This window comes from Streptomyces sp. DH10 (assembly GCF_029813805.1).
Lineage (GTDB): Bacteria > Actinomycetota > Actinomycetes > Streptomycetales > Streptomycetaceae > Streptomyces > Streptomyces coeruleofuscus.
Genome location: NZ_JARVKU010000011.1, coordinates 143,146 through 157,423 on the forward strand (window position 1 = coordinate 143,146; position 14,278 = coordinate 157,423).

The window sequence follows — 14,278 nt, forward strand, 5'->3', positions numbered from 1 at the left end:
TTGGCGGGCCGGGCTCGGAACGGCACGCTGGGACACCATGAGCACACAGAACACGATGCGAGCCATCAGCCAGGACGTCCTCGGCGGCCCCGAGGTCCTGAGGGAAGTGGACGTCGAGCGCCCGGAACCCGGGCCGAACGAGGTACTGGTCCGGATGCGGGCCGCCGGGGTCAACCCGACCGACTGGAAGCACCGCGCGACCGGGGGCTTCCTGGGCGAGCCGCCCTTCGTCCTGGGCTGGGACGTCTCCGGGGTGGTGGAGGCGGTCGGTATCGGCGTCGCGGCGTTCGCGCCCGGTGACGAGGTCTTCGGCATGCTGCCGTATCCCTTCGGGCACGGCTCGCACGCCGAGTACGTGATCGCTCCCGTCCGCGCCCTGGCGCGCAAGCCGGCCGGGATCGACCACGTCCAGGCGGGCGCGCTGCCGCTGGTGTCGCTGACCGCGTGGCAGGCGCTCGTCGAGCACGCGGACCTGAAGTCCGGGCAGCGGGTGCTGATCCACGCCGCGGCGGGCGGGGTCGGGCATGTGGCGGTGCAGATCGCGAAGGCGCGCGGCGCCCATGTGATCGGCACCGCGAGCGCGGGCAAGCACGAGTTCCTGCGGGAGATCGGCGTGGACGAGGCGGTGGACTACCGGGAGACGGACTTCACCGAGGCGGTGAAGGACGCCGACGTCGTCCTGGACACGATCGGCGGCGACAACTCCCTGCGCTCGCTGCGCGTGCTGCGCCCGGGCGGGGTCGTGGTGTCGATCCTGCCGGGGGGCTCGGACGACTTCTACCGGGAGGCCGAGCGGCTCGGTGTGCGGGCGGTGCGGATGCTGGTCGACGCCGACCGCACCGGCATGGAGACGATCGCGGAACTCGCCGAAACGGGCAGGCTCCGTGCCACGATCGCCGGGACCTTCCCCCTGGCAGCCGCCGCGGAGGCCCACGCCTCGGGCGACACGGGCCGGACGACGGGGAAGCTGGTGCTGGTGAACGACTGAGCCGAACCGCCGGGCGGCCCGTTCCGGCCGCCCGCGCGCGCCGTCCGGCCGCTCACGGTCGGCCGAGCCGGGCCTCTCGGCCGGTGGCGCGCGCGGGACGGCCGGTGAGGTGGCAGGGGGCTCGGCGGGGCCGGGCGGCAGAGCGCCCCGAAGGGGCGCGGGGAACTGCGCGACTCGCCACGGCAAAGCCGCACACGCAGGACCGCCGCGCCCCCGAGCTCTCCGGCGAACCGGCCATGACGGCCGGCCGCGTCAGAACGTCAGGACCGGCTTGATCGTCTTGCCCGACCTCATGTCCTGGACCGCCCGGTCGATGTCCCCGAAGGGATACGTGCTGATCAGGCGGTGCAGCGGGAGCCTGCCCTCCTTCACCAGGCGGACCAGGGCGGGGATCATCGTCTGGGTCTCGCTGTCGCCGAGGGTGAGGCCGACGATCCGCTTGCCGCCGAGCAGGCCGTTGACGTCCAGGGCGACCTCGGTGCCGAACGGCGGGGCACCGACCACGACGAGGGTGCCGCGGGCGGCGAGCGCGTCGACGCCCTGGCGCAGGACACCGACGTTGCCCGTGGTCTCCACGACACCGTCCGCGCCCTGGCCGCCGGTGATCTGGGCGAGGGCCGAGGCGAGGTCCGTCCCGCTCGTGTCGACGGTGTGCGTGGCGCCCAGCTCCGTCGCCAGGGAAAGGCGCTCGGCGACCCGGTCGACGGCGACGATCCGCGTGGCCGGGGTGAGGGCCGCCGCCATCACGGCCGACAGGCCGACCGCCCCGGCGCCCAGCACGACGACCGTGCTGCCCGTGTCCGGCTTCAGCACGTTCCAGACGGCCCCCACACCGGTCTGCACGCCGCACCCCAGCGGGGCGATGGACTCCAGCGGCACGTCCGGGTCGACCTTGATGAGGCTCCGCTCGTCGGCCAGCGCCCGCTCGGCGAAGGAGGACTGGCCGAAGAAGTGCCCGCCCAGGGCCTGACCCTCGCGGCTGATGGTGTTCGTGCCGTCGGCCCGGCTGCCGCCGAGCAGGTTCAGCGGCAGCCAGGTCGCGCAGTACGCGGGGTGCCCGCCGCGGCAGTTGCGGCAGTCGCCACAGGAGGTGAAGGAGAGCAGGACGTGGTCGCCGGGCGTGACGCCGGTGACGGCGGAGCCGACGGCCTCGACGACGCCCGCGCCCTCATGGCCGAGGACCCCGGGCAGCGGGAAGGGCAGTCCGCCGCTCGCCACACCGAGGTCGGTGTGGCACAGGCCGGTGGCGACCATGCGGACCAGCGCCTCGTGCGGGCCGGGTTCGTCGAGGACGACGTCGGAGAGGGTGAAGGGCGCGCCGCCGGACTCGACGACCGCGGCACGGGTGGTGGTGGGCATCGTGGGAGCTCCTTGGCGGTGTTCTCAGTCGAGCGAGACGACGACGGACTTGACCTTGGTGTAACCGGCGAGGGCCTCGGGCCCGTACTCGCGGCCGTAGCCGGAGTCCTTCACGCCGCCGAAGGGCACCGCGGGGTCGAGCATCGCCCAGTCGTTGACCCAGACGATGCCGGCCTGAAGCCGGTCGGCGACCCGGTGCGCGCGGGCGAGGTTGGTGGTCTGGACGCCCGAGGCCAGGCCGTAGGGGGTGGAGTTGGCGAGGGCGACGGCCTCGTCCTCGTCGTCGAAGGGCTGCACGGTGAGGACCGGGCCGAAGATCTCCTCCTGGATCACGCGGGAGTCGTTCGACAGGTCGGCGATGACGGTCGGCTTGTAGTAGTAGCCGCCGTCCAGGTCGAGCCGCTCGCCGCCGCAGACGATCCGGGCGCCCTCCTTGCGGGCCAGGGCGACGTACTCCTCGACCTTCTTCAGATGCTTCTCGGCCGCCATCGGGCCGATGACCGTGGCCGGGTCGCGCGGGTCGCCGACCGGCACGCCGGGCACGGCATCGGCGAGGATCCCGAGCAGCGTCGGGTACACCGAGCGGGCCACCAGCAGGCGCGGTCCGCCCATGCAGAACTGACCGGTGTTGAAGACGAAGCCCTTGATGACCGCGCCAACGGCCTTCTCCAGATCGGCGTCCTCGAAGACGAGGTGGGCCGCGTTCCCGCCGAGCTCCATGGTGACGGGCTTGAGGGCCTCGCCGGCGACGCTCGCCACGTGCCGGCCGATCGCGGTGGAGCCGGTGAAGGCGACCTTGTCGACACCGCGGTGGCGCAGCAGCGCCTCGCCGGCCACCGGCCCGCTGCCGGTCACGACGTTGACCACGCCGTCGGGTACCCCCGCCTCCTGGAAGAGCCGGGCCATGTACAGGGCGCTCAGCGGGGTCTCGTCGGCGGGCTTGTGGACGACGGTGTTGCCGGCCGCCAGCGCGGGGCCGATCTTGCTGCCGGCGAGGATCAGCGGGAAGTTGAACGGGGTGATCGCGGCGACCACGCCGAGCGGTTCACGCCTGGTGTAGGCGAGGGCGTTCATGGGGGTGTCGCGCAGGGCGCCGTCCTGGCTCTGCGCGAGGTTCGCGAAGTACTCGTAGTCGTTGGCCGCGTTCGTCACGTCGACGGCGCCGCACAGCGTGATCGGCTTGCCGACGTCGAGGCTCTCCAGCGCGGCGATCTCGTCGGCGTTCTCGCGGATCAGCTGGGCGACGCGGTGCAGCACCCGGCCCCGCTCGCGGCCGCTCAGGCCGGACCAGGCGCCGTCGTCGTAGGCCTCGCGGGCGGCCCGTACGGCCGCGTCGACGTCGGCCGGGCCCGCCTCCGCGACGGTGGTGACGACCGTGCCCCGGGACGGGTCGACCACCTCGGTGCGCGCCCCGTCGGCGGCCTCGCGCCACTGTCCCCCGATGAACAGCTGGCCGGGTTCCCTCTCGAAGGTGGTCATCGCCGCTCCTCAGCGTCGTCGCCAAGATTTCAATAAACAGGATTCCTGTTGGTTCGCAGTCTCATTACAGACAGGTTTCCTGTCAATGGTCTAGCCTGCATCCATGCTGGACGCACAGGTGACCAAGGCGCCCCCTTCCCTGCTCTACATGGTCAAGCAGGTGGAGCTCGTCGTGCGCTCCCATCTGGACGAGCTGGTCAGACCCTCCGGGATCACCGCTCTCCAGTACACCGCGCTGACCGTGCTGGAGCGACACGACGGACTGTCGGCGGCCCAGCTGGCGCGCGACTCCTTCGTCACCGCGCAGTCCATCGCCGACCTCGTCCGCTCCCTGGAGGGCCGCGGGCTGGTACGCCGGGAGCGCAATCCCCGCAACCGCCGCGAGCTGCTGATCCTGCTCACCGACGCCGGCCGGGAGCTGCTCGCACGGCATGCCGGGCCCGTCCGGGAACTGGAGGAACGGATGGTGCGCGACCTCACCGCACACCAGACCGAGCAGTTCCGTCAGGGTCTCGCCAAGGCTTGGCAGGCTCTGTCGTAGCCCGGACGCCGGCGCTCGCGCCCGCGCACGCCCCGGCGCGAACCTCGGCCAACTCGGCCGCAATTCAGAGACATATGTCAATCGAACATGCTCAAATTCACTCGTTGGAGGGTAACTTGCAGGGCGGGGAACGGTTCTGAGGACCGCGGCCCCTCCCCACGCACGGAGCAGGCTGGAGGCGATCTCGTCGTGCGGCAGGAACCTGCACCGCTCACCCCGCATCTGCGCGTGCGACAGGAACGGGGGCACACGGTGCTGGAGCTCCGCGGCGAGATCGACCTCGCCGCGGCCACGGAGATCGCCCCGCACCTGGACCGGGAGACGAACCGCCGCGCCGCCCGGGTCGTGATCGACCTCAGCCGGATCGAGTTCTTCGACTGCTCGGGACTGCGGCTGCTGTACCGGGCCAGGAGCCGGGTGCTCGACCGGGACGGGCAGCTGCTCCTCGTCTGCGCCCACCCGCTGACGCTGCGCGTCCTGCGGATCACCGGCCTGTCCCGGCTGCTGCCCCCGCAGCCGACGCTCGACGCGGCCCTGGAGCAGCCGGAGGCGGCGTCCGGCCCGTTGTGAGCCGGAGGCGGCGTCCGGCCCGGTGAGAGGCCGAGTGCGCCCTGCCGTGCTTCCGCTGACATCCTCCCCTCCTCAACCGACCGGTCTGGCAAGGCTCGTGGCGGGCATCCGGACAGTAGGAAGGAGGGCCGTCGCATGACGACTCCCGTCAAGCGTCTCCCCAGGCGCGTGCCCGGCTGGGCGAAGGTGGTGGGCGCGCTGGTGCTGGTGCTCGTCGTGTTCTTCGCCGGGATCCGGCTGAGCGTGATCCCGGGCCTGAAGGACCTGTTCGGCACCGAGACCCATGACCGGTCCGGCCCCGCGCTGCTGAAGTCCGTCCAGGACCTCAGCCGTTACGACGCCGCCTCCGGCAACTTCCAGGTCGTCGTGGACCTGGAGAAGGACGCCAAGTTCCTCCCCGACGCGATCCGCGGCACCCGCACCCTGTACGTCGGTGCGGGCACCGTCGACGCCTACGTCGACCTGGGCAAGGTCGGCGACGACGACGTGCAGGTCAACGGCGACCGCACGTCCGCCACGCTCCGGCTGCCCCACGCACGACTGGGCCGGCCGGCCCTCGACCCCGACCGTTCCTACGCCGTCTCCAAGCAGCGCGGTCTCTTCGACCGCCTCGGCGACCTCTTCTCGGACAACCCCAACGGCGAACAGGCCGTGCAGAAACTCGCCGTACGGCACATCGGCGACGCGGCGAAGGAGAGCGAGCTGACCGCCCGCGCCGAGACCAACACCCGGAGCATGCTCGAAGGCCTCCTGCGCTCCCTGGGGTTCAAGGAGGTACGTGTTTCGTACGGGAACTGAGGGTGCCGTGAAACATGGGGAAACCGTGGCCGGGAACGGTCCGTGGCGGCATCGTCGGCGCGGCTGCGGGTAACCGCCTTATCACTCAGGGAAGTTGAAGACTGGAGGACACAATGGCCGGTGCAGCCTCACGTCTCCGTACGGCCGGCTCCGGCCGTGAGCGACGCCCGCTGCCACTGCCCGTCCGGTTGCTGGCGATGCTGTGCGCCTTCGCGTTCATGGTGGCCTTCGCCGTGGTGCTGGCCCGGCTGACCCTCCAGCCCTCACCCGCGTCGGAGGCCCTGACCCACACCAATCTGCATCCGGGCCGCTCGCTGAAGGCCTATCTCGACCAGCCGGAACTGCGCGACGCCGTCCGGCAGATCGGCGGCAACATCCTGCTGGGCGTCCCCTTCGGTGTCCTCGTGCCCGTCGTCGCCCCGCGCACCCGCGGCATCCTGCGGCTGCTTCTGCTGACCGCCGTGGTCATGCTGCTGGTGGAGTTCGCCCAGGGCGCGCTGGTCACCGGCCGTGCCTTCGACATCGACGACGTCATCCTGAACACCACGGGCGCGCTGATCGGTTACCTGCTCCTGGGCCGCCGGCTGAGCCGCGCGGTCCATGCGCGCGGGCCGCGCGGCGGCCGGGCGGGGAAGAAGCCGGCCTAGCGCACCGAGCAGGGATTGGTACAGGGGCAGGGGCAGGGGCAGGGCCTGGTGCAGGGGCAGGGCCTGGTGCAGGGGCAGGGCCTAGTGCACGGTCCAGGTGAACTTGTCGCCGCCGACCCAGCGGACCACGTCCGGATCGTCCAGGTCGTGGACCGTGATGCCGAACGCGGCGGCGGCCGCCAGTACGTCGGTGACGGTCTTGGCCTCCCCGACCACCTGGCCGTCGATCTCCACGATCCGGAACGGCGGTGTGGTCGGCTGCACCCCGAGCACCACGATCCGCGGGTGGGATATGTACGGGCTCGCGCTTTCGGTCATGCATCGAGCGTAGAGCGCAACCGGCGGTAGTGCGGAGTCAAGCGCCGGCGCGATCAGCCGGTCCGCTCAGGGGCGGCGCCAGTCGTCGCTCGTCAGGTGCGAGCCGGCCTGCGGGCCCATGCGGAGCATGCCGCCGTCGACGCTCCAGGATGCGCCGGTGACGTAGGAGGCGTCCGGACCGGCGAGGAAGGCGATGACGGCGGCGACCTCGCGGGCGTCGCCGGGCCGTCCCAGCGGCACGCCGGGGCGGCTCTCGGTGTGCGGGTCGGTGTCCTCCTGCCCGGTCATGGGTGTGGAGATCTCCCCCGGGGCGACGGCGTTGACGGTGATGCGGTACTCCGCGAGTTCGAGCGCCATGACCTGGGTGAGCAGGCCGAGACCGCCCTTGGCGGCGCAGTACGGGGCGGCACCCACGCGCGGCTGGTGCTCGTGGACGGACGTCACGTTGACGATCCGCCCGCCGTCGCCCTGCCGGATCATGTGCCGGGCCGCCTTCTGCCCGCACAGGAACGGCCCGACGAGATCGACGTCGAGAACCTCGCGCACGTCGGACAGTTCCAGGTCGAGGAAGGGTGTCATGGTGCCGGTGCCCGCGTTGTTCACCAGCACGTCGATACGGCCGAGGCGCTCGCACAGCTCGTCTACGGTGTCGGCGGCCTCGGGCAGCCGGGTGAGGTCCATCCGGGCGACCTCGGCCCGTCGGCCGTGCGCCCGGACCTCCTCGGCCGTCTCCTCCGCTCCCTTGTGGTCGCTGTGCCAGGTGATGCCCACGTCCATGCCCGCCTCGGCCAGCCGTACGGCGGTGGCCCTGCCGATGCCGGAGTCGGCGCCGGTGATCAAGGCGGCCTTGCTGCGGGGCGCGGTGGGGGCGGACATGGGGCCTCCTCGTCGACGCGTTCGGGACGAGGCATCGCAGTACCCGGGTGCGTACCGGGCAAACCGCGCGCCCGTCGTGCGGCCCGCCGGGTGCTGGGGAACCCTTGTGGTGGAGGTGGCGATGGACCCCGTCGAGGCACTGGACCGGATCGCCTTTCTGCTGGAGCGGTCCCTGGCGCCGACGTACCGCGTACGCGCCTTCCGTACGGCGTCCCGGGCGCTGAAGGAGCTGGGCGAGGAGGAGGTGCGGCGGCGGGCGGACGCCGGGTCGCTGGAGTCGCTCAAGGGAGTCGGTCCGAAGACCGCGCAGGTGGTGCGGGAGGCACTGGCCGGTGAGGTGCCCGGCTATCTGCGGAAACTGGAGGGCGAGGCGAAGGAGCCGCCGGCCGTACGGGGCGGCGGGCAGCTGCGGGCGCTGCTGCGCGGCGACTGCCATCTGCACTCCGACTGGTCGGACGGCGGCAGCCCGATCGAGGAGATGGGCCGGGCCGCGGCGGCGCTGGGGCACGAGTGGGCGGCGCTGACCGACCACTCGCCGCGCCTGACGGTGGCGCGCGGGCTGTCGGCCGAGCGGCTGCGCGAGCAGCTCGACGTGGTGGCGGAGCTGAACGAGACCTTGGCGCCGTTCCGGCTGCTGACCGGCATCGAGTGCGACATCCTCGAGGACGGTTCGCTCGACCAGGATCCGGAGCTGCTGGACCGGCTGGACGTCGTGGTGGTGTCGGTGCACTCCAAGCTGCGCATGGACGCCCGGTCGATGACCCGGCGGATGGTGGCGGCCGTCCGTGATCCGCACTCGGACGTGCTCGGGCACTGCACGGGTCGGCTGGTGACGGGGCGGGGACGGCCGGAGTCGGAGTTCGACGCGGACGAGGTGTTCGCGGCGCTCGCGGAGACGGGCACGGCCCTGGAGATCAACAGCCGGCCGGAGCGGCTCGACCCGCCGCGGCGGCTGCTGCGCCGGGCCGTGGACGCGGGTGTGCTGTTCTCCGTCGACACCGACGCGCACGCGCCGGGGCAGCTGGACTGGCAGATCAACGGGTGCGCGCGGGCGGAGGAGTGCGGGGTGGCGCCCGAGCGGGTGGTGACGACGTGGTCCTTGGACGAACTGCTGGCCTGGACCCGTGAGCGGCGGGTGCCTTCCGGCGTGACGGGCGGCTGAGGTGGTACCCGGGCGGCTCTGAGAGCAGGCCGTAGAGGAAGGGATCGCACGCATGGCGAAGGCGGAACGGGCGGCCGTGTTCGACGTCGACGGCACGCTGGTCGACACCAACCACCTGCACGTCGTGACGTGGTGGGAGGCCTTCCGCCAGGCGGGCCACGACGTGCCGATGCACGCCGTCCACCGGGCCGTGGGGCTGGCCTCCACCGACCTCGTCGCGCACCTGCTCGGCGAGGACCGGGACACCGACCAGGACGCGGCGATCAGCGCCGCCCACAAGACGCTGTACGGGCAGTACTTCGACCGGCTGCCCCCGCTGCCGGAGGCGGGACCGCTGCTGCGGCGGCTGCACGGTGACGGCTGGGCCGTGGTGCTGGCCACCTCGGCGGGCGGCGCTGAGCTCAGCGCGCTGCGCCGGGCGATCGACGCGGACGACGCCATCACCGCCACGGCCAGCGCCGACGACGTCGACGCGGGCAAGCCCGCGCCCGAGCCCGTCGAGCACGCCCTGGATCTGGCCGGGGTGCCGGCGGAGCGGGCGGTCTTCGTCGGGGACACCGTGTGGGACATGCGGGCGGGCAGCCGAGCCGGGGTGCGCTGCGTCGGCGTACTGTGCGGCGGCATCCCGCGCACCGACCTGGAGAAGTCCGGCGCGGACGCGATCTACGCCGACCCCGCGCACCTGCTGTCGTCCCTGCGTGAGAGTCCGCTCGCATGAGCCGACGTGAAACCGCCGGTCACGCGGATACTCGCAGCGCATGACGCGTGTGACGAGAGCGGTTCGACGGGCGGCTCGCACCTTCGGCCGCCGAAAGAACGGAGCCGCGGCGGCGAACGACGCCCGCCCGACCGGGCAGCCGGCCCGGGAGACACGACCCGACGAGACGACCGGCAACCGGACGGCCGAGGGGACGGCCCCCGACGAGACGACCGGCAATCGGACAGCCCGGGGCACCACCTCCGACGAGACGCCGGACGATCGGACAGCCCGAGGGACACTCCCCGACGAGACGCCGGACGACCAGACGGCCCGAGAGACGCTCCCCGACGAGACGACAGACAACCGGACGACCTGGAGGACACCCCCCGACGAGGCACCGGACGCCCGCGCGGCCAGAGAGACGGGTCACGGCACGACGACCGACAACCCGGCGACCCGGGAGACACCCGCCGACACGACGACCCGGGAGACGCCCCCCGACACGACGACCGACAACCCGACGACCCGGAAGACACCCCCCGACGAGGCGCCGCACGGCCGCGCGCCCCGGGAGACGGGACATGGCAGGGAGACGGGCAGCCGGACAGCCCGCGAGGCAGGCCCCCGCAAGTCGACGGACGGCGCGCCGTCGGCCCGGGGGACGCAGTCCCACGAGGCGACCGTCAGCCGGACAGCTCCGGAGACGGCCCACGACCAGGCAACGGACAACGCCCCGACCCGGAAAGCCCAGCGCCGCAAGCCGACCGACCGCCGGACCGCCCAGGAGACGCGACCCGGCACGGTGGCCGACGACCCGCCGGACCGGGGCGGCAAGGTCATGGACAGCCGGGCGGCCGCCGATGCGCTGCGGGAGCGTATGGGGGATCTCGGGCAGGGGGTCCGTGCCGGGCGGCCGCTGGATGCCGTGCGGCGGGAGACGCGCGGGGCCGTGGAGGCCGTCCGGGCCGCCTGGCGTGGGCCCGGACGGGAGCGGGACCTGGTCGTCCAGTCGTTGAAGGCCGCCGCGGCGGCGGTGATCGCCTGGCTGGTGGGCGGCGTCTGGATGGGAGATCCGCTGGCGCTGATGGCGCCGTGGGTGGCGCTGGTGCTGGTGCAGGCCACCGTCTACAGCTCGCTGGTGCAGGGGGCGCGGCAGTTCGGGGCGATCTGCGTCGGCAGCGTGCTGGCCTCGGCGACGCTGGCCCTCACCGGTGACACGACGGGCGCGCTCGCCCTGTCCGTCCCGGTGCTGATGCTGCTCTCGAACTGGCCTCGCTTCGGCGACCAGGGCATCTACGCGGCGACCACGGCCCTGTTCACCCTCACTTCGGGCGCGGTCGGCCTGTCCGGCGTCGGGCACCGCATCGGGCAGGCGGCGCTCGGCGCCTTGATCGGCGTCGCCGTCAACGCGCTCGTCCTCCCGCCGATCCATCTGCGGGACGTCCGGGAGAACCTGTCGACCCTCGCCCGGGAATCGGGTGACGTTCTGCGCTCCATCGCCGATGACCTGCGCCACGGTGACTGGGACGCGCAGACCGCCGCCGGCTGGCTCAACGCCTCGGCGCAGCTGGAACGCTGCCTCGACGCGCTGCGCTCGGCGCGCCGCTGGAGCCAGGAGAGTCTGCGCCTGACCTACGGCCCGCTGCGCGCCCTGCACCGCGTTCCGCACATGCCCCTGCCGCCGCCGGACGAGGACGAACGCCTCGGCCGTGTCACCGGGCACGTCACCGCCCTGACCCGGGCGCTGGCGGTGGCCGTGGACGACAGCCGCACGCCCGCGACGCCCGAGGCCCGGACCCTGCGCTCGTACGCGGAGCTGCTGGAGCTGATCGGGGACGCCTGCGACGCGGAGGCCGACCGGTTAGTCGACGGCAGCGTTGACGCCTGCCGGGGCGACGAGAGGGACGAGAGGATGCGGGAGCTGCACCGGTACTTGCAGGACAGGCTGCGGGAGCACGCCGGGATGGGGGCCGAGCACACGGCGGTGCTCGGCACGTTGCTGCTCCAGGCCGAGAACCTGTGGGCGGAGGTCCTTCCGGAGCACGAGCGCCAGTGACACACATCACCGCGAGAGAGGCCCGAGCCCGGAACACCCAGAAGTGGTTCCCCGTTGAACAACACGTGGGTGCGGATGGGACAGTGTCCCCGGGCCTCACCATTCGCCCACAGGGACGATCGTTCGGCTGAAGCCCTGTGGAGCCTTTCGCCGAGAGGCGACCGCCATCCGTGCCCACCTCTTGAGCCGCCCCGGCCGTGATTCCCCCGTCCGGCCGGGGCTTTCCTCTGCCCACGTGCAATCGGCGCGACCCGGGTACTCGGTCATCCTCCGAGGACGGTCGCGGCCGAGAGGAGCAGATGGTGAGCAGCGGAACGGGCATGAGGATCGTGGTCACGGGCGCCACCGGCAACGTGGGCACCAGCGTGGTGCGCCTCCTCTCGGAGGATCCGGAGGTCGCCTCCGTGCTGGGCCTGGCCCGGCGGATCCCCGACTGGTCGCCGCCGAAGACGGACTGGTCGGCGGTCGACCTGGCCTCCGAGCAGTCCGATCTGACCGAGCAGTTCGAGGGCGCCGACGCGGTGGTCCATCTGGCCTGGGCGTTCCAGCCGACGCACGACCCGGCGGCGACCTGGCGCACCAACGTGCTGGGCAGCATGCGGGTCTTCGACGCGGTGGCCGCCGCGGGTGTGCCGGCGCTGGTGCACGCCTCGTCGGTCGGCGCGTACTCGCCGGGTCCGAAGGACCGGGCGGTGGACGAGTCGTGGCCGACGCACGGCTGGCCGGACGCCGCGTACTGCCGGGAGAAGGCCTATCTGGAGCGGGCGCTGGACACGTTCGAGCGCGACCACCCCGAGACGCGGGTGGTGCGGATGCGGCCCGCCTTCCTCTTCAAGTGGGAGTCCGCGAGCGAGCAGCGCCGGATCTTCGGCGGGCGTTTCCTGCCCGGCCCGCTGGCCCGCCCGGAGCTCCTGCCCTTCCTGCCCGACATCCCGGGGCTGCGGGTGCAGGCACTGCACACGGACGACGCGGCGAACGCGTACCGGCTGGCCGTGCGCTCCGATGCCCGGGGCGCCTTCAACCTGGCGGCCGAGCAGCCGGTCGACGCGCAGGTGCTGGGCGAGATGCTCGGTGCGCGCCCGGTACGGCTGCCGCGCACCGCGGCCCGTTCGGCGATCGCCGCCGCCTGGGGCCTGCACCTGCTGCCCGCTTCCCCGCACCTGTTCGACGCGGTGCTGCGGCTGCCCCTGATGGACTGCACGCGTGCGCGTGCGGAACTCGGCTGGCGGCCGGAGCGTACGGCGACGGAGGTGCTGGAGGAGTTCCTCCAGGGCCTTCAGCAGGGCGGGGGCGCACGGACGGAACCGATGCGGGGTCGCAAGGTGGGCTGACCGCTCGGCCCTGCACGACCCCTGCCAAGACGGCCGATGGCCGCAGCCGGCCCCCACAGTCGGCTGCGGCCATCGGCACTCGGACCGCCGGAGCGCTGACGGCGCTCAGGCGGAGGACTCGTCCGGCTCCGGATGCTCCGGGTGGACGGTCCCCGAGCGCGGCACTCCCTGCCGTCCCGTCCCCGCTTCGTCCGTGTCGGGGACATCGCCGGCGGGCTCGTCGGCCTCGGCCTCGTTCTCGTCGTCCTTCCGGTCCTTGCCGGTGCCCGTGAAGCGCGGGGCGACCTCCCACGGGTCCTCGCCGGCGTCGGCCTGCTGGTCCGGCATGTCCCGCGGCACGGGCTCACCGTTCTCGCCGGGTGCGTCGAGGCGGTGGTCGGTCACGGCGTGCTCCCTTCAGTCGTCCGGGCGCCACGCGAGTACCTCCGCCGTGACCTGCGAAACCTCAGCGCGGTGTCACCCGAAGAGTTTCCTCGATCTCGTCCAGGGCCGCGACGAGTTCCGGAGCGACCCGGTCCTGCACCCAGCGTTCCTGTTCCTCTCCGACCTCGCGCGGCACCGTCTCGGTGAGCATGATCAGGTACAGGTAGGCGCGGTACAGGGCCAGTCGGAGGCGGGCCGGGGTGTCGAAGCCGGCCTGGCCGCCGGCCTCCCGGTAGCCCGCCAGGAACGCCTCGTCCTGCTCGATGTCGCCCAGCAGCGCCAGGGAGACGAAGTCGCCCAGGGGGTCGCCCCAGAACATGCGCTCCCCGTCGATCAGGCCGCCGATGCGGGCGTCTCCGGCCGAGCGGTCGACCATGATGTTGCCCTGCCACAGGTCGAAGTGCACGAGGCACGGGACGGTGACCTCGTCGAGGGCCCCGTACGCGGACCGGGCGGTACGGGCCACCGCGTCGACGGGGCGGGGCAGCCGCGCCCCGTAGCGCCGGGCGTCGTCGAGGACGGCGTCGAACATCGTCGTGAACGCGGTCCGCCAGTCGGGGGCGAGCGGGCCGAGGGCGCCGGAGGGGTAGCCGAAGCCAGGGCCCGTCTCGCGGTGCAGCCGGGCCGTCCGGCGGCCCAGTTCGGTGCGCAGTGCGGTCTGTTCCGTGCCGGTGAGCGAGTCGTCCCACGGGGCCCCCGGGCAGGCCGTCATCAGCAGGAAGTCGTCGCCCATGGACACCAGCCGCGGTGCCGGGACTCCGGCGCGGGCGGCCGAGCGGTAGAACTCAGCCTCCGAGACGAGGAGCCGGCGCTCGTGGCGGAGGCCGGGGGTGGCCGCCGCGGGCGGGATCTTCAGCACGTAGCGGGTGCCGTCGGTGAGGCGGAGTTCCTCGACGGTGTTGTACGTGCCGCCGGTCAGCGGGGCGAGGTGGGCGAGGCGGCCGGGGTCCAGGCCCGCCACCTCGAGGATGTGCCGGGCCCGTTCCCAGGAGTCCACCACCGTGCGCCCACCCCTCCGCTTCGCCTTCGG

General features: G+C 72.9%; 15 protein-coding genes. 9 read left to right on the forward strand and 6 right to left on the reverse strand.

Features of this window, described 5'->3' with window-relative positions:
* The first annotated feature begins 37 nt into the window (after nt 1-37).
* Nucleotides 38-988: an NADP-dependent oxidoreductase gene (locus tag QC385_RS23230; protein WP_279543262.1), complete on the forward strand. Its 951-nt coding sequence runs from the start codon at nt 38-40 to the stop codon at nt 986-988.
* A gap of 252 nt (nt 989-1,240) precedes the next feature.
* On the opposite strand, the gene QC385_RS23235 is transcribed toward QC385_RS23230, so the two are convergent.
* Nucleotides 1,241-2,347, reverse strand: coding sequence for an NAD(P)-dependent alcohol dehydrogenase (locus tag QC385_RS23235; protein ID WP_279543263.1), 1,107 nt, complete (start codon nt 2,345-2,347; stop codon nt 1,241-1,243).
* A 24-nt stretch (nt 2,348-2,371) separates the two neighbouring features.
* Nucleotides 2,372-3,826: an aldehyde dehydrogenase family protein gene (locus QC385_RS23240; protein WP_279543264.1), complete on the reverse strand. Its 1,455-nt coding sequence runs from the start codon at nt 3,824-3,826 to the stop codon at nt 2,372-2,374.
* A gap of 103 nt (nt 3,827-3,929) precedes the next feature.
* Between QC385_RS23240 and QC385_RS23245 the strand changes: the two genes are divergently transcribed.
* From QC385_RS23245 to QC385_RS23260, 4 genes are all read left to right on the forward strand, one after another.
* Nucleotides 3,930-4,367, forward strand: coding sequence for a MarR family winged helix-turn-helix transcriptional regulator (locus tag QC385_RS23245; RefSeq protein ID WP_279543265.1), 438 nt, complete (start codon nt 3,930-3,932; stop codon nt 4,365-4,367).
* Between the two features lie 189 nt (nt 4,368-4,556).
* Nucleotides 4,557-4,937 (forward strand): anti-sigma factor antagonist, encoded by a 381-nt coding sequence (locus QC385_RS23250; RefSeq protein ID WP_279543266.1) that lies wholly within the window; start codon nt 4,557-4,559, stop codon nt 4,935-4,937.
* A 135-nt stretch (nt 4,938-5,072) separates the two neighbouring features.
* Nucleotides 5,073-5,735, forward strand: coding sequence for a DUF4230 domain-containing protein (locus QC385_RS23255; protein ID WP_279543267.1), 663 nt, complete (start codon nt 5,073-5,075; stop codon nt 5,733-5,735).
* A gap of 113 nt (nt 5,736-5,848) precedes the next feature.
* Nucleotides 5,849-6,382, forward strand: a complete 534-nt coding sequence (locus tag QC385_RS23260) for a VanZ family protein (protein ID WP_279543268.1) — start codon at nt 5,849-5,851, stop codon at nt 6,380-6,382.
* 81 nt (nt 6,383-6,463) lie between these two features.
* On the opposite strand, the gene QC385_RS23265 is transcribed toward QC385_RS23260, so the two are convergent.
* Together QC385_RS23265 and QC385_RS23270 are read right to left on the reverse strand one after the other, a co-directional pair.
* The gene (locus QC385_RS23265) at nt 6,464-6,700 is read right to left on the reverse strand and encodes a hypothetical protein (RefSeq protein WP_086852042.1); all 237 of its coding nucleotides are present in this window, start codon (nt 6,698-6,700) and stop codon (nt 6,464-6,466) included.
* Between the two features lie 66 nt (nt 6,701-6,766).
* Nucleotides 6,767-7,576, reverse strand: a complete 810-nt coding sequence (locus tag QC385_RS23270; protein ID WP_279543269.1) for an SDR family oxidoreductase — start codon at nt 7,574-7,576, stop codon at nt 6,767-6,769.
* 121 nt (nt 7,577-7,697) lie between these two features.
* On the opposite strand from QC385_RS23270, the gene QC385_RS23275 reads away from it, so the two are divergent.
* From QC385_RS23275 to QC385_RS23290, 4 genes are all read left to right on the forward strand, one after another.
* Nucleotides 7,698-8,738 carry a PHP domain-containing protein gene (locus QC385_RS23275; RefSeq protein ID WP_279543270.1) on the forward strand — a complete coding sequence of 347 codons (1,041 nt, stop codon included), beginning with the start codon at nt 7,698-7,700 and terminating at the stop codon, nt 8,736-8,738.
* 52 nt (nt 8,739-8,790) lie between these two features.
* Nucleotides 8,791-9,456: an HAD family hydrolase gene (locus QC385_RS23280; protein ID WP_279543271.1), complete on the forward strand. Its 666-nt coding sequence runs from the start codon at nt 8,791-8,793 to the stop codon at nt 9,454-9,456.
* A gap of 859 nt (nt 9,457-10,315) precedes the next feature.
* Complete coding sequence (locus QC385_RS23285; RefSeq protein ID WP_279543426.1) at nt 10,316-11,494, forward strand: FUSC family protein; 1,179 nt, start codon at nt 10,316-10,318, stop codon at nt 11,492-11,494.
* Between the two features lie 302 nt (nt 11,495-11,796).
* Nucleotides 11,797-12,825 (forward strand): SDR family oxidoreductase, encoded by a 1,029-nt coding sequence (locus tag QC385_RS23290; protein WP_279543272.1) that lies wholly within the window; start codon nt 11,797-11,799, stop codon nt 12,823-12,825.
* A 105-nt stretch (nt 12,826-12,930) separates the two neighbouring features.
* Here the strand turns inward: QC385_RS23290 and QC385_RS23295 are convergent, their stop codons facing one another.
* On the reverse strand, nt 12,931-13,209 hold the full coding sequence (locus QC385_RS23295) for a hypothetical protein (RefSeq protein WP_279543273.1): 279 nt from the start codon (nt 13,207-13,209) through the stop codon (nt 12,931-12,933).
* A gap of 61 nt (nt 13,210-13,270) precedes the next feature.
* Nucleotides 13,271-14,248 (reverse strand): phosphotransferase family protein, encoded by a 978-nt coding sequence (locus QC385_RS23300; RefSeq protein WP_279543274.1) that lies wholly within the window; start codon nt 14,246-14,248, stop codon nt 13,271-13,273.
* Nucleotides 14,249-14,278: the final 30 nt, after the last annotated feature.